The organism is Jatrophihabitans telluris (genome assembly GCF_023516435.1).
Classification (GTDB): domain Bacteria; phylum Actinomycetota; class Actinomycetes; order Mycobacteriales; family Jatrophihabitantaceae; genus Jatrophihabitans_A; species Jatrophihabitans_A telluris.
Genome location: NZ_CP097332.1, coordinates 3,095,413 through 3,111,029 on the forward strand (window position 1 = coordinate 3,095,413; position 15,617 = coordinate 3,111,029).

General features: G+C 69.4%; 9 protein-coding genes. 4 read left to right on the plus strand and 5 right to left on the minus strand.

From position 1 onward, the window contains the following. Positions 1-52 precede the first annotated feature (52 nt). The 4 genes from M6D93_RS14330 (at position 53) to M6D93_RS14345 (ending at position 8,163) form a co-directional block, all read left to right on the plus strand. Complete coding sequence (locus M6D93_RS14330) at positions 53-3,469, plus strand: transglutaminase family protein (protein WP_249770021.1); 3,417 nt, start codon at positions 53-55, stop codon at positions 3,467-3,469. A gap of 83 nt (positions 3,470-3,552) precedes the next feature. Further along, a complete protein-coding gene (locus tag M6D93_RS14335; RefSeq protein ID WP_249770023.1) occupies positions 3,553-6,186 on the plus strand; it encodes a circularly permuted type 2 ATP-grasp protein in 2,634 nt (877 codons plus the stop codon). Continuing rightward, positions 6,183-7,052, plus strand: coding sequence for a transglutaminase family protein (locus tag M6D93_RS14340; protein ID WP_249770025.1), 870 nt, complete (start codon positions 6,183-6,185; stop codon positions 7,050-7,052). The genes M6D93_RS14335 and M6D93_RS14340 overlap by 4 nt, the downstream gene beginning before the upstream one ends. A 46-nt stretch (positions 7,053-7,098) precedes the next feature. Beyond that, on the plus strand, positions 7,099-8,163 hold the full coding sequence (locus M6D93_RS14345; protein ID WP_249770027.1) for a zinc-binding metallopeptidase family protein: 1,065 nt from the start codon (positions 7,099-7,101) through the stop codon (positions 8,161-8,163). 33 nt (positions 8,164-8,196) lie between these two features. Here M6D93_RS14345 and M6D93_RS14350 read toward each other — a convergent pair whose 3' ends face one another. From M6D93_RS14350 to ppdK, 5 genes are all read right to left on the minus strand, one after another. Beyond that, on the minus strand, positions 8,197-8,733 hold the full coding sequence (locus M6D93_RS14350; RefSeq protein WP_249770029.1) for a hypothetical protein: 537 nt from the start codon (positions 8,731-8,733) through the stop codon (positions 8,197-8,199). Then, positions 8,733-10,712 (minus strand): DNA primase, encoded by a 1,980-nt coding sequence (gene dnaG / locus M6D93_RS14355; RefSeq protein ID WP_249770031.1) that lies wholly within the window; start codon positions 10,710-10,712, stop codon positions 8,733-8,735. The genes M6D93_RS14350 and dnaG overlap by 1 nt, the downstream gene beginning before the upstream one ends. 10 nt (positions 10,713-10,722) lie before the next feature. Continuing rightward, entirely contained in the window at positions 10,723-11,994 is a 1,272-nt protein-coding gene (locus M6D93_RS14360; RefSeq protein ID WP_430667238.1) for a deoxyguanosinetriphosphate triphosphohydrolase, read from the minus strand. Between the two features lie 17 nt (positions 11,995-12,011). After that, positions 12,012-12,554, minus strand: a complete 543-nt coding sequence (locus M6D93_RS14365) for a YbjN domain-containing protein (protein ID WP_249770035.1) — start codon at positions 12,552-12,554, stop codon at positions 12,012-12,014. Between the two features lie 302 nt (positions 12,555-12,856). Further along, positions 12,857-15,562 carry a pyruvate, phosphate dikinase gene (ppdK, locus tag M6D93_RS14370; RefSeq protein ID WP_249770037.1) on the minus strand — a complete coding sequence of 902 codons (2,706 nt, stop codon included), beginning with the start codon at positions 15,560-15,562 and terminating at the stop codon, positions 12,857-12,859. Positions 15,563-15,617 lie beyond the last annotated feature (55 nt).

Genomic DNA, 15,617 nt, shown 5'->3' on the forward strand with positions numbered 1-15,617 from the left:
GAGTTTTCACAGTCGTCACCGGTAGGGCTGCGCGCTTCCGTAGGATGCCGACGTGGCCGTGACGACGATGCTGGAACACCGCACCAGTTACGCCTTCGACCGTCCCGTCCTGCTCGGCCCACAGTTGGTGCGGCTACGCCCCGCGCCACACACCCGCACCCCGGTGCTCGCCTACAGCTTGTCCGTCGGCGGCGGCCAGCACTATGTGAACTGGCAGCAGGACTCCTTCGGCAACCATGTCGCGCGACTGGTCTTCCCCGGCCCCGTCACCGAGCTCGAGATCACCGTGTCCATGACCCTGGACATGACCGTGATCAACGCCCTGGACTTCTTCGTCGACAGCTACGCCGAGCGGTTTCCGTTCGACTACCCTGCCGAGCTGGCCCGCGACCTGGCGGTGTACCGGACCGACACCACGACGGGCAGCGATTTTGCCGGACCGGAGCGTGCGGCCGTCCAGGCGTGGCTGGGCGCCGCCGGGCTCACGCCCGACTCGCTGCGCGGCACGAGCTCGGTGAGCGTGCTGGGCGAACTCAACCGCGCCGTGGCCAACGGCATCGCCTACGAGGTCCGTCTCGAACAAGGTGTGCAGGACCCGACCGAGACGTTGAGCCGGGCGATCGGATCATGCCGGGATTCCGGCTGGCTGCTGGTCGCGGCGGCCCGCGAGCTCGGACTCGCCGCGCGGTTCGTCTCCGGATATCTGGTCCAGCTCGCACCGGACATCCCCGACGCCCACAACCCGATCTCGGGCGACCACACCGACCTGCACGCCTGGGCCGAGGTCTTCCTGCCCGGGGCCGGCTGGATCGGGTTGGACGCGACCTCGGGCCTGTTCACCGGCGAGGGGCACATCCCGCTGGCGGCCACGCCGCGGCCGGGCGAGGCGGCCCCCATCAGCGGCACCCGGTCCGAGGCCTCGGCCGCCCTCGATTTCGAGAACCGGGTCACCCGGGTGATCGACCGGCCGCGGGTCACCAAGCCGTACACCGACGCGCAATGGCAGGACGTCCTCGAACTCGGCGAGGCGGTCGACGCGCGGCTGAGCGCGGACGACGTCCGGCTGACGATGGGCGGCGAACCGACCTTCGTCTCGGCCACCGACACCCGCGCCCCCGAATGGAACGTCGCGGCCGACGGCGAGGACAAGCGCCTTCGGGCGATCGAACTCGCCTCCCGGCTGCGGGACCACTACGCCCCGACCGGCCTTGTTCAGCACGGCCAGGGCAAGTGGTACCCGGGGGAGCCGCTGCCGCGCTGGCAGATGGCGATCTACTGGATGACCGACGGATCACCCTTGTGGCACAAGGGTGATCTGCTCGACGCGCCGTGGGCGCCCGCCACCCACGAACCCGGGCAGGGCGTGGAACTGGCGGGCCGGCTGATGGCCGAGATCGCCCTGCGCCTGGGCATCGACCCGGCGGCCGGACAGGTGCAACCGGCCTACCCGGATCTGCTTCAGCGGATGGTGGCCGAGACGCAGCTACCGTCCGGGCCGCCGCCGACCGCGGACGAATCACGTGGACTGTTCGCCGACGCGCGCGCTGATCGCATCGGCGAGCTCGACACCGAAACCGGCCGACCGGTCGGCTGGGTTCTGCCCCTGCACCGCGCCGAGGACGGCCGCGGATGGGCCACCACGACTTGGCGGTCCCGTCGCGGGCGCATCGTGCTCATCGAGGGAAACTCCCCCATCGGGATGCGGCTCCCACTCAGCTCGATCGCCTGGTCTCCCGGCTTCGGGTGGCCAGAGCGCTCCGCCTTCGCCCCGCTCGACCCGCTCCCGGCGGCCCGGACCGCGTCCGGGATCGGGACGGGCGGCCCGGGCGGGACGGGCGGCGGGGGCCACCGTGCACGACCGGCCCAAGTGGTCGCGGTCGAAGGCGCGCCGACGACGGCCCTGACCGTGGAATCGCGCGAGGGTCACCTGTGTGTCTTCCTGCCCCCGTTGCCCGACCTGCCCGCGGCGATGGAACTGCTCGGCATCGTCGAGGAGTCAGCCGCCGCGCTGGGCACGCCGGTCGTGCTGGAGGGGTACCCGATCCCGGGCGATGAGCGCGTGCAGAGCCTCACCGTCACCCCGGATCCGGGGGTCATCGAGGTGAACGTCCAACCGGCCGCGTCCTGGCCGGAGCTGGTGGAGATCGTCGAGACCCTGGACGCCGCGGCGCGGGAATCGGGCCTGGCCACCGAGAAGTTCGGCTACGACGGGACGCACACCGGTACCGGCGGCGGCAGCCATCTCACCCTCGGCGGACGCCGCCCGGCCGACAGCCCACTACTGCGCCGTCCGTCGCTGCTGGTCAGCCTGCTCACCTTCTGGCAGAACCATCCCGGCCTGTCCTACCTGTTCTCCGGACGATTCATCGGCCCGACCAGCCAAGCGCCACGGGTCGACGAGGCCCGCAACGACTCCCTGTACGAGCTCGACATCGCCTTCGCCGAACTGGATCGGCTCGGCAGCGACGAGGTGGATGCGGTTCGGCCCTGGACCGTGGACCGGGCGCTGCGGCACCTGCTGACCGATCTCACCGGCAACACCCACCGCGCCGAGTTCTGCATCGACAAGCTGTTCAGCCCCGACTCCGATCGAGGCCGGCTCGGTCTGCTGGAACTGCGCGGTTTCGAGATGCCGCCGCATCCGCAGATGTCGCTGGTGCAGGCGCTGCTGGTGCGCGCGCTGGTGGCCCGGTTCTGGCGTGAGCCCTACCGGGCGCCGCTGGTGCGCTGGGGCACGCGGTTGCACGACCAGTTCCTGCTCCCGGCCTTCGTCGCCGCCGATCTGGACCAGGTGGTGGCCGAACTGCGCGGTCACGGACTCCCGTTCGACCGCGAATGGCTCGTGCCGTTCGAGGAGTTCCGCTTCGCGCGACTGGCCGAAGCCGACTTCGGCGGGGTCGAGGGACCGGTGATCGGCTTCGAGCTCCGGTCGGCGATCGAGCCGTGGCACGTCCTCGGCGAGGAAGCCACCGGCTCGGGCACGGCCCGCTACGTCGACTCCTCGCTCGAACGGTTGCAGGTACGGCTGTCCGGCGCGGTGCCCGGCCGCCACGAACTGCGTTGCAACGGCTTCGCGGTCGCGCTGCACCCGGTTCCCGGCGAGGCGGGGCTCGTGGCCGGGATCCGGTACCGGGCCTGGGCGCCCCCCTCGGCCCTGCACCCCACGATCGGGATCCACTCGCCGCTGGACTTCGAAGTGATCGACACGATCGGCGGCCGAACGATCGGTGGTCTGACCTATCACGTGACCAACCCGAACGGGCACGGCTACGACGCGCCTCCGGTCAACGCCGGCGAGGCCGAGGCCCGTCGCGCCGGGCGCATTCGCCGCGCCGAATGGGCCAACACCGCCGCCTCGCCCGCCCGGCCGAACCTGCACCCCCTGGCGCGGCTGAGCGAGTACCCGGTCACCTTCGACCTGCGCACCGTGACGGCCGGCCACGGCGCCGTGGGCGGGGCGGATCAGTGACCGCAGAGGTCGAACCAACCGCATCGCCAGCCCATACGCCACAGCCATCGCCACTGCCACCGCCACTGCCATCGCCACCCGCTGTGCAACGTCTGGGCTATCACCGCACCGATCGGGACGGCGCACACATCGGCGCGGGCACGCACCCCGGCAGGGACAGCGGCTCGTCCGTCCGGATGGACGAGATGCTCGACGCGGCCGGCGGGCTACGGCCGTCGTGGCGGGGCGTCGACGACGTCCTCGGCGAGCTCGGCGCGAGCGGCCTGGCCGAACGCAGCCGCGCCATCGCCCGGCTGCTGGAGGACGACGGTGTCACCTACCGCGCCCACGGCGGAGTCGGCGACCAGCCCTGGAAACTCGACCCGATCCCGCTACTGGTGGACGAGAGCGAATGGGCGGTGCTGGAACCGGGGTTGTCCCAGCGGGCCGAACTGCTGGACCGGATCCTCGCCGACTTGTACGGACCACGACGCTTGATCAGCGAAAGACTGCTCCCCCCCGAACTGGTCTTCGCTCACGCCGGGTTCCTGCGCGCCGCCGATCAGATCAAGATCCCGGGCGGCAGGCAGTTGTTCCTGTCCTCCACCGATCTCGCTCGCGACGAGCACGGCCAGTGGCGGGTGCTGGCCGACCGGACCCAGGCCCCGTCCGGGGCCGGTTACGCCATGGAGAACCGCAGCGTGCTCTCCCGCGCGCTGCCAGGCCTCTACCGGGGCACGGGGATTCACCGCATCGCCCCGTTCTTTCGCACGATGCGCCAGTCGCTGCACCGGATCGCGGAGGAGACCGTCCGCTCCCGCGGGCTGCTCGCCGCGCCCAGGATCGTCCTGCTCAGCCCTGGTACGGAAAGCGAAACGGCCTTCGACCAGGCTTTTCTGTCCTCGCTGCTGGGCATCCCGCTGACCGTCGCCGCTGATCTGACCGTGCGCGACGGCCGGGTCTGGCAGCGTTCGCTGCACCGGCTCGAACCGGTCGACGTCATCCTGCGCCGGGTGGACGGAATCTTCTGCGACCCGCTGGAGCTGCGGCCCGACTCCCAGCTCGGCGTGCCCGGCCTGGTCGAGGCGGCCCGCGCCGGCACTGTGGCCGTCGTCAACTCTCTCGGCGCCGGAGTCCTGGAGAACCCGGGGCTGTTCCCGTTCCTGCCCGTCCTCTGCCGCGCGCTGCTCGGTGAGGACCTGCGGGTGCAATCGGCGGAAACCTTCTGGTGCGGTGACCCGCTGGCACGAGCGCACGTGCTGAGCCACCTCGACGCGCTCGTCGTCAAACCGATCGCACGCCAGATCGGGTCCAGTTCGCGGCTCGGATGGACCCTGTCGGCAAAGGAGAAAACCCGCCTCAGGTCGCGCATCGAAGCCGAACCGCACAGCTGGATCGGCCAGTCCCCGCTGGCGATGAGCACCGCGCCGACCCGCACTCCGGGCTATTGCGCAACCGGCAGCGGCCTCGACGCGAGGCCCGTCGTGCTGCGCACCTTCGGTGTGCTCGACGAGGACACCTACCAACTGATGCCCGGCGGCCTCACCCGCGTCCCCGCCGACAGCGAGAGCATCGTCATCTCCAACGCGACCGGTGCGATCAGCAAGGACGTCTGGATCCTGTCCAGCGCCGGGGCCGTGGCCGACGAAGGTGAGCTGAGTCGCTTGGTCGGCCTGACCGGTCCGGAGACCGTGTCGGCAGCCGTGTCGCCGCGCGTCGCCGAGGACCTGTACTGGCTGGGTCGTTACGCCGAGCGCGCCGAGGACGTCCTGCGCCTGTTGCGGGTGGTCGACAACCGCTGGCGTGACGTCCACCCGGCTCCGGACGCGGCACTGGCCCGCTGCCTGGTGACGTTGCTGCAGACCTTGACCGCGGTGACGTCGACGTGGCCGGGTTTCGTGGGCGACGGGGCGGGCGCGCGGTTGTCCGAACCGCTGGCCGAGATCAGGTCGCTGCTGGGCGACGAGCGGCGGCGCGGCAGTCTCGCGCACGACCTGTTCCGGGTACGCGGCCTGGCCAACGCGGTGCGCGATCAGCTGTCCTCCGACACCTGGGCGGTGTTGTCGGGGCTGGATCGAGGACTGGTTCCGTTCAGCCCGCCGACCGCCGCCGAGCCTGGCCTGACCGAGGCCATACAGGCCATCTCGGCCGGTCTGACGAGCCTGTTGCAGGCCATGCTGGCATTCTCGGGGCTGGTGGCCGAGAGCATGGTCCGCGACACCGGCTGGTATCTGCTCGACGCCGGCCGCCGGGTCGAGCGGGCCCAGCAGCTCGTCGGCCTGTTGCGCTTCTCGCTGATGGATTCCAACCCGGCCGACGCGGAGTCGCTGGTGCTGGAATCGATCCTCATCGCCGCGGAGAGCATCATCACCCACCGCCGCCGCTACCCGGCGCGGGTTCGCGTGGATACCGTCCTGGAACTGCTGCTGACCGACGTGGGCAATCCCCGGTCGCTGGCCTACCAGCTCGGCGCACTGCGCGCGGATCTGGAGCGGACGGAGGACGACGCGGCCGCGGCCGCGCTGGAGGACATCGCCACGCTGCAACAGGTGGTCGGCGACCTTGACCTACCGGCGCTGGCCGCGACCGACGGCACGGCGCGAACGGTCCTGAGCGAGGAACTGGCCGGGCTGGATCGCCGGTTGCGCGAGCTGCACCATCGCATCGACTCCGCCTACTTCACCAAGCCGGGCGAGTTGCAACCGTTGGACCCCTTCAGCCTGCTGGAATCCGCATGAGCCGTACCTACCACCTGGTGCACACGACCCGCTACGAGTACGAAGCGCCGGTCGAGCGCAGCTACGGACGGGCTCACCTGCTGCCCAGCGACAGCGACCGGCAGCGGGTGCTCGATCGCGAGCTGGAGATCTCCCCGGTGCCCTCGGACACCAACGATCACCTCGACTACTTCGGCAACATCTCGACCTTCTACCTCGTCCGGCGCCCGCACACCACGCTGACCGTGACCGCGCGCAGCCGCCTGCTGGTCGACCGGCCGCGACCGGACGTGGCCCAGCTCGACACGCTCACGTGGGAAGATGTACGGGACTCGCTCGCAGAATCGCCCGCGATCGCCGAGTACCGCCTGGCCTCGCCCCGAGCCCGGGCCTCGACCGAGGTCACCACTTATGCCCGCAGCATCTTCACGCCCTCCCGGCCGTTCGGGTCGGCGCTCGTGGAGCTCACCCGGCGCATCCACTCCGACTTCAGCTACGAGACCGGGGCCACCACGGTCTACACCACGCCCGCTCAGCTGCTGCGCAAACGGGCGGGCGTGTGCCAGGACTTCACCCACCTGGCCGTGGCGGCCCTGCGATCGGTCGGGCTGGCGGGCCGCTACGTCTCCGGCTACCTGGAGACGCAACCACCCGCCGGCCAAGCCAAGCTCCAGGGCGCCGATGCCTCGCACGCCTGGCCGGCCGCCTACGCCCCAGGGCACGGCTGGGTCGACTTCGATCCGACGAACGACCAGTGGGTGGACGAGCGCTATCTGGTGGTCGCCACCGGCCGCGACTACGGCGATGTCCCTCCGCTCAAGGGCATCATCGTGACCGATTCGAAGAAGTCGACGATGCAGGTCAGCGTCGACGTCAACCCCGTCTGACCCCGACCGTCCGCTCTGCGTTTCGCCCTATCCGACAGGACTTTCCATGCGTTCCTTCGCCTGCCCGCACTGCACCGCGCTGATCTTCTTCCAGAACAGCGTGTGCCTGAACTGCTCCTCGCCCCTGGGTTTCATCCGTGAGCAGGCCGCGTTCGTCCGGCTGGAGCCGACCTCCTACGGTTCGCTCGGCGCTGTCGACCCGGACGGGCACACCCGTGTGGTCTGCGCGAACCTGGGTCTGACCGGCTGCAACTGGCTGGCCGAGCCCGGCGCCGTCGACGGCTTCTGCTCCTGCTGCGCACTGACCCAGACCCGGCCCGCAGACGACGACACCGAGGGACTGGCGGCCTACGCGCGGACGGAGAAGGCCAAGCGGCGGCTGGTGTTCCAGCTCGACACCCTGGGTCTGCCGACCACGCCACGGTCGGTCGATCCCGACGGTGGGCTCGCCTTCGACATGCTCTCGAGCGAGAACGCTCCGGTGGTGACCGGCCACGACAGCGGTCTGATCACGATCGATCTGGCCGAGGGTGACGACCCCCATCGGGAGGCGCTGCGGACGAGCCTGGGTGAGCCGTACCGGACCCTGCTCGGCCACCTTCGCCACGAAACCGGCCACTGGTACTTCGATGTGCTGGTGGCCTCCGACGACGCCCGATTGTCAGCGTTCCGCGAGCTGTTCGGCGATGAGCGCGCCGATTACGCCCAAGCCCTGCAGCAGCACTACGGCAGCGAGCGGACCGACCAGTGGCGTCCCTATCACGTCAGTGACTACGCCGCCTCGCACCCGTGGGAGGACTGGGCCGAGACCTTCGCGCACTACCTGCACATGACCGACACCCTGGAAACGGCCTACAGCTACGGGGTTTCGGTGAGCGGGCCGCGCGCGTTGGAACCCACGAGCCCGTCGACCGTGCCGTCGCTGACCAGCTCCCCACAGCCGCGCTACGTCGACTTCGACACCCTGGTCAATAGCTGGCTGTCGCTGACCGCGGCCTTGAACGCCGTCAACCGCTCGATGGGCAAGGACGACCTGTACCCGTTCGTACTGGTACCCACCGTCATCGCCAAGCTGCGGTTCGTGGCCCGGATGATCGGCGCCCCCAGCTGAGTCCGGTCAGCTGGTCCGGTCAGCTGAGTCCGGTCAGCTGAGCTCGGCCGACGTGGCCTCGGCTCGGCGACGGTATTCGGCCAGGACGGCATGCGTGCCCGGACCGTCAGGAGTCCCCGTGTCCCGCCGGGCCGTCCAGCTGATGCCGTCGCGCCCAGGAACGCGACGGGCGACCACGCGTCCCGTGCCGCCGGGAACCGGTACCTGCTCGGATCGGACAATGCTGTTCTCGACCCGGGTGCGCACCACAGCGGGCAGATTGCGCGGCTCGGTGAAGCGGATCAGCACCGGGGGCCGATCCACGACCACGCCGTCGGGGTCGGTGTCACCTTCGAGCACTTCGAGGCCGTTGTCGGTCCAGGTCGCCTTGACCACGTCGGCCCATCCGATCCGTCGCCAGCCCGGCCCGCTCGGATCCACTGCTTCTGCCGCAGCCGGCAACCACAGCCCGAGCTGGGTCGCGATGACCGAACTGGTTTCTGTCGACCCGATGGCGAGCACCCGCTCGGACGGTCCCAGCAACCTGCGGAAGTCCGCGGGTGTACGCACTCGTCCGGACAGCAGCCCCATCAGTCGTCTCCTCCGATCGCGCGCCGCCGCAGTTCCTGACGGCGCTTTTCCAGCTCGATGACCTGCGCGAACAGCCGGCCCTGTTCGGCGGCGTCGGTGTTCGGATCCAGCCGCTGCAACCGGGACTTCAGCGCGTTGACCTCCCGAGCGACGCCCTGCGCGGCCAGGCTCACCACCATCGCCTCGGCGTAACGCGCTTGGTTGTCGGCCTCGGCATGCAGCGGTTCCACGGCAAGGGCGTTGACGGCCAGCCGGGCCTGCGAGCCCTCGACGAGCTGGGCGGTGATCTGCTCGACCCAACCCGGACCGGCGACGGCCGGACTCGCTCCGCCCGCCGACGCGATCGCCGCCTGCAGTTGCTGGTGCACCGCGAGCAGGAAGGTGCTCGGGGACAGTTCGTCGAAGGCCTTGCCGACCACGTCGGGCAGCTGCAGCGCCGCTTTGAGGACCTCCCGCTCGGCTTGGGCCACCTTCGGGTGCACGCTCGCCCCGGTGCCCGACTCGGACGCGATCCCGGCCGCGGCCGCGTGTGGCTCGCCCGGACGATGCGAACCGGACTGCCCACCGGGGCCGCTGGACCCACCGGACCCGCTGGACGCACCGGACCCGCTGGAGGCAGGTCGGTCGGTGCGCCCGGACCGCTCGGTCGAGCGCACCAGCGCCCGGACCCTGGCAACGATGCGGTTCGGGTCGTCCACGCCGACGTAGCCGGCCAACTGCCGGGCATAGTCGTCGCGCGCGCCGAGGTCCTTGATCATGGCCACCAGGGGGATGCCCCGATCCAACGCGGCCGTCCGCCCCTCGACGGTGTCGAGATCGAAGCGGTTCGCGCTCGTCCGCAGGACGAACTCCACCAAGGGACGGGCACCGTCGACCAGCGAACGCACCGCCGCGTCACCGGAGCTCATTCGCAGCTCGCAGGGGTCCTTGCCCTCCGGTGCGATGGCGACCTTCGTCTGGGCCATGAACTTCTGGTCGTCGGCGAAAGCCCGTTCGGCCGCCTTCATTCCGGCCGCGTCCCCGTCGAAGGTGAAGATGACCTCGGCGCCGAAAGTGTCCGAGTCCCCGAGCAGCCGGCGCAGCACCGCGACGTGATCGCTGCCGAAGGCCGTGCCGCAGGACGCGACGGCGGTGGCGACGCCGGCCAGGTGGCAGGCCATGACGTCGGTGTAGCCCTCCACCACGACGACCTTGTGCTGGCGCCCGATCTCGCGCTTGGCCAGATCCACGCCGTAGAGGAGCTGATTCTTCTTGTAGATCGGGGTTTCCGGGGAGTTGAGGTACTTCGCCTCGATCCGGTCGTCGTCGTGGATGCGCCGCGCGCCGAAGCCGACCACGTCGCCGGTGACGTCCTTGATGGGCCACAGCAGCCGACGGTGGAACCGGTCGATGAGCGAGCCGCGCCCGGACTCCTTGGCCAGACCGCCCAGGGTGAGTTCGGACGCGGAGAATCCCCGCCCCAGCAGGTACTTCGTCAGCGCATCCCAGCCCCCTGGGGCGTACCCGCACCCGAACTGCAGGGCGGCCGCCTGGTCGAAGCCGCGTTTGGCGAGGAATTCGCGAGCCGGCTGGGCTTCCGGGCTGCGCAACGCGTCGGCGTAGAACGCCGCCGCCAGGGCGTGCGCCTCGACCAGCCTGGCTCGTTGGCCGGCTGGACGCGGCGGTCCACCGCCCTCGGCGTAGTGCAGCTGCACCCCGGCTCGGCCGGCGAGCTGTTCGACGGCTTCGGAGAAGGAAAGATGCTCGATCTCCTGCACGAACTTGATGACGTCGCCGCCCGCTCCACAGCCGAAGCAGTGATAGAGACCGCGCGCGGCCGACACCGACAGCGACGGCGATTTCTCGTCATGAAAGGGGCAGATGCCCTTGAGATTGCCGCCACCGGCATTGCGGAGCTGAACGTGCTCGCCGATCACGTCGTCGATGCGGGTCTTGTCCCGGACGGCGGCGATGTCCTCGTCGCGTATCCGTCCGGCCATGGCTTTCAGTCTAGGCGTCGGCGGCGGTGGTCAGCCCGGCTGTGGAAACCCGGACCGCAGACAGCCGCTGATGCCAGGTGACGGCGGCCGAATCGGTCAGCTGGGCGACCTGGTCGACCACGACCCGCAACCGCTCGTCGGGCGACGCGGCTTGCTGATACGCCGCCTGCATGGCCCGCGACATTCCGTCCAGCCCGGCGTTGTAGATGAGCTTGACCAGTTCGGCCAGCAACTGCCGTTGCGCGCTGAGCAACTCCGCGACCCCGTCCCGGCGCATCACGTAGCGCAACGCGATGGCCTTGAGCAAGGCACACTCGGCCGCGATCTGTTCCGCGACGATGAGCTCGGCGGTGTAGCGCCCCAGCGGGTCGGTCCCGTACCGGCGGCGCGTCTGGCTCACCGCTGAGCCGGCGAAGCGTCCGGTGAGTTCGCTGGTGGCCCGCTTGGCGGCGATCTGAGCCTCGAAGCTGCCGTCGTAGCCGGCCAGGTCGGCACAGGCCGGCAGGGCCAGCAGCCCTTCCAGATACGGCAGCAGGTCGGCGGCCGACAGCTCGGAATAGCTCGCGGCCGCTACCCGGCACAGAGCGAGTCGTTCGGCACGATCGATGTCACTCAGGCGGATGTGACCGGCATGGACGCCGTCCTCGACGTCGTGAACGGAGTAGGCGACGTCGTCGGCCCAGTCCATGATCTGAGCTTCCAGGCACCGGTGACCCTCGCGCACGCTCGCCCGAACCCAGTCGAACGCCGCCAGATCGGAGGCGTAGACACCGAATTTCCGGTAACCGGTGCGTCGCGGCCACGGGTACTTGCACACCGCGTCCAGCCCGGCGCGAGTCAGGTTCAGCCCGGCCGAACGCCCGTCCGGCGTCAGCACCTTGGCCTCCAGGCGGGTCAGGATGCGGAAGGTCTGGGCGTTGCCCTCGAACCCGCCGATACCCGCCGCCACCTCGTCCAGGGCATCTTCTCCGTTGTGCCCGAACGGCGGGTGGCCGAGGTCGTGAGCGAGCCCGGCCGTGTCGGTGATATCCGCATCGCAGCCGAGCGCGGCCCCGATCTCCCGCGCGATCTGGGCCACCTCGAGCGAATGGGTGAGCCGGGTCCGGGGGAAGTCGTCCTGACCCGGCGAGACGACCTGGGTCTTGTCGGCCAGCCGGCGAAAGGCGTAGGAGTGCAGGACCCGCGCACGGTCGCGCGCGAACGGATTCCGGGCGCGTTCACCGTCGACCGGCTGCGACCGCTTCTGGTCCTCCAGCGCCCAGCGCTGGGCATCGGTGTCCAGATAGCGGTACTCGCCCGTCAAACGTGCTCCTCGACCCACTCGGCGAACTGCTCGAGGTTGTGCAGCCAGATCCCGACGGTGAAGGTCAGCTGCGCAGGGTTCGTCCCGCCCTCGAAGTCGAAGGCCTGCTCGGCGCAGATCCCGACCAGACCGTCATCCGGAAGCACCGTGTAGGCCTTGGGAAACAGTTTGCTGCGGTTCCAGTCGTCCAGCAGCAGGGCGAGGGTGGGCCGCAGTTCGACCTCGAAGCGGCGGTTGAGATAAAGGCGGGCCTGCAGCACCTCGGCGTCCTCACCGAAGTGGAAGAAGTACACGCTGTAGTTCTCCCGGCGAACGGTGAGATCTCCGTCGTCGTCGATCACACTGCTGAGCCCGAAACCGGCGATGATGGCTTGCAGGACGGCGGTGGACGGCATGATGGCGCCGGCGTGGGCGAGGCCGTTGCGTGCGGCCAGGCCGCCGGAGTGCCGTCGAAGCTCGACGGCGCCCCGTCCCTGCTCCACGGCGGCCCGGGCCGCTGCCCCGGCCGCGGCGGCGAGGTTGCGAAGTTTACCGGGCACGTACCTCAGGTTACCTGCCGCCGAGGTTGCCCTTCCTGCTCCCAAACCCCGTTGAGGTTGCCCTCGTTGCGCATCCGTTGCGAGCAACAAGGGCAACCTCAACGTGGGTACGCCGGCAACAAGGGCAACGTCAACGTGGGTACGCCGGCAACAAGGGCAACGTCAACGTGGGTACGCCGGCAACAAGGGCAACGTCAACGTCGGTACGCCGGCAACAAGGGCAACCTCAACGTGGGTACGCCGGCAACAAGGGCAACCTCAACGCGGGGACGCCGGCAACAAGGGCAACGTCAACGTGGGCGTCAGCGGGAGTCGCTGTCGCTCTGGCCGTTGGCCCGGCCGGCTTCCAGCCGGGCCACGGGCACCCGGAAGGGCGAGCAGGACACGTAGTCCAGCCCGACCTCGTTGAAGAAGTGGACGGAGTCGGGATCCCCGCCGTGCTCACCGCAGACGCCGAGTTTCAGGCCCGGACGCACGGCTCGCCCGCGTTCGGCACCGATCCGCACCAGTTCGCCGACTCCTTCGCGGTCCAGCGACTCGAACGGGCTGACTCCGAAGATGCCCTTCTCCAGGTAGTGGCTGAAGAAAGCCGCCTCCACATCGTCGCGGCTGAATCCCCAGGTGGTCTGGGTCAGGTCGTTCGTCCCGAAGGAGAAGAACTCCGCCGATTCGGCGATCTGCCCGGCCGTCAGCGCGGCGCGTGGCAGTTCGATCATCGTCCCGACCAGGAATTCCAGGTGCACCCCGGTCTCCGAGCGCACATCGCGAGCGACGGCGATGATGTCTTCCTTGATCGCCTCGAGTTCCTGCACCGCGCCGACCAGCGGCACCATGATCTCCACCCGCGGGACGCCACCCTTGCGCTGATGCGCCGCCGCGGCCTCCAGGATCGCTCGGGACTGCATCTCGAACAGGCCCGGGATCACCAGACCGAGGCGGACGCCCCGCAGACCCAGCATCGGGTTCTGCTCGTGCAGCTTGTGCACGGCCTGCAGCAGCCGCAGGTCGCCTTCCCGGGCCTCCCCGCGCGCCTCGGCGACCGCGACGCGCACGGACAACTCGGTGATGTCGGGCAGGAACTCGTGCAATGGCGGGTCCAGCAGCCTGATCGTGACCGGCAGTCCGTCCATCGCGTCGAAGATCCCGGCGAAGTCCTCCCGCTGCAGCGGCAGCAGCTCGGCCAGCTGCCGATCGCGTTCCTCATCGGTGTCGGCCAGGATCAGGGCCTCGACCAGGGCCCGGCGGTCCCCGAGGAACATGTGCTCGGTGCGGCACAGTCCGATTCCCTGGGCACCGAAGCGCCGGGCACGGGCCGAGTCCTCCTCGGTGTCGGAGTTGGCACGCACCGCCATCCGGCGCGATCCGTCGGCCGTACGCATGATCCGGTCGACGGCGCGGACCAGTTCGGTGGACGGGTCGGCGGCATCGAGGTCGTCCAGATCGAGTTCGCCCTCGAAGTAGCGCACGACGGGCGAGTCCACGACGGGTACCTCCCCGGCGAACACCTCGCCCGAGGTGCCGTCGATGGAGATCAGGTCCCCTTCGTGATAAACCTTGCCGTCCTTGGTGGTGAAATGCCTGCCCTTGGTGTCGACGTTGAGCTCCTCGGCCCCACAGACACACGTCTTGCCCATGCCACGCGCGACCACGGCGGCGTGGCTGGTCTTGCCGCCGCGGGAGGTCAGGATGCCCTGCGCGGCGATCATGCCGTCGAGGTCGTCGGGGTTGGTCTCGCGGCGAACCAGGATGACCTTCTCCCCGGACCTCTTCCACTTGATGGCCGTGTACGTGTCGAAGACGACCTTGCCGACGGCCGCGCCGGGTGATGCGTTCATGCCCTTGGCGATCAGGTTCTTGGTGGCAAGCTCGTCGAACCGCGGGAACATCAGCTGCCCGAGCTGGGCACCGGTCACCCGCTGCAGCGCCTCGGCGTCGTCGATCAGGCCCTCGTCGATGAGCTGGGTCGCGATCCGGAATGCCGCGGCCGCCGTCCGCTTCCCCACCCGCGTCTGCAGCATCCACAGCTTGCCGCGCTCGATGGTGAACTCGATATCGCACAGGTCCCGGTAGTGCTCCTCCAGCTGGGCCATGGTGCTCATGAGCTGGTCGTAGGAGTTCTTGTCCAGGCTTTCCAGGTCGTGCAGCGAGAGGGTGTTGCGGATACCGGCGACGACGTCCTCACCCTGAGCGTTCTGCAGGTAGTCGCCGTAGACGCCTTTGGCACCCGAGGCGGGATCGCGGGTGAAGGCCACCCCGGTGCCGGAATCGGGGCCGAGGTTGCCGAAGACCATCGAGCAGATGTTGACGGCCGTGCCGAGGTCGGAAGGAATCCGCTCCTGGCGCCGGTACAGGATCGCGCGCGGGGCGTTCCAGGAATCGAAGACCGCTCGTACCGCCAGATCCATCTGCTCGCGCGGTTCCTGCGGGAACTCCCGGCCGGCGTGGTCGACGACGACCTGCTTGTAGGTCTCCACCAGCCGGCGCAGGTCCTCGGCGTCCAGATCGAGATCGTTCTTGGTGCCCTTGGCGTCCTTGGCGGCGTCCAGGGCCTGCTCGAAGTGCTCACCGTCAATGTCCAGGACGGTCTTGCCGAACATCTGGATGAGCCGACGGTAGGAGTCGAAGGCGAACCGCTCGTTGTCGGCCTGCGCGGCCAGACCACGTACCGACTGATCGTTCAGCCCGATGTTCAGGACGGTCTCCATCATGCCGGGCATCGAGAACTTCGCTCCCGAACGGACCGACACCAGCAGCGGGTCATCGGACTGACCGAGGGTCTTGCCCATCGTGGCTTCCAGCGCCTTGAGGTGCTCATCGACCTCGGCAGCCAACGCGGCCGGCTCGCGGCCGCTGGCCAGGTACGCCTTGCAGGCCTCGGTCGTGATCGTGAATCCGGGGGGCACCGGCAGGTCCATATTGGTCATCTCGGCCAGGTTGGCGCCCTTGCCACCGAGAAGATCCTTGAGTTCCTTGTTGCCTTCGGAGAAGTCGTAGACGAACTTGGTCATCGCACACACCGCCGGGTTCCGATCGAGGACACGAAGTGCGGACGATGCTAGGTGC

Bases quoted from the DNA above. Each gene is read 5' to 3' on its own strand.
- M6D93_RS14350 (WP_249770029.1), bottom strand. From the start codon at position 8,733: ATGGGGCTGCTGTCCGGACGAGTGCGTACACCCGCGGACTTCCGCAGG.
- M6D93_RS14345 (WP_249770027.1), top strand. From the start codon at position 7,099: ATGCGTTCCTTCGCCTGCCCGCACTGCACCGCGCTGATCTTCTTCCAG.
- M6D93_RS14340 (WP_249770025.1), top strand. From the start codon at position 6,183: ATGAGCCGTACCTACCACCTGGTGCACACGACCCGCTACGAGTACGAA.
- dnaG (WP_249770031.1), bottom strand. From the start codon at position 10,712: ATGGCCGGACGGATACGCGACGAGGACATCGCCGCCGTCCGGGACAAG.
- ppdK (WP_249770037.1), bottom strand. From the start codon at position 15,562: ATGACCAAGTTCGTCTACGACTTCTCCGAAGGCAACAAGGAACTCAAG.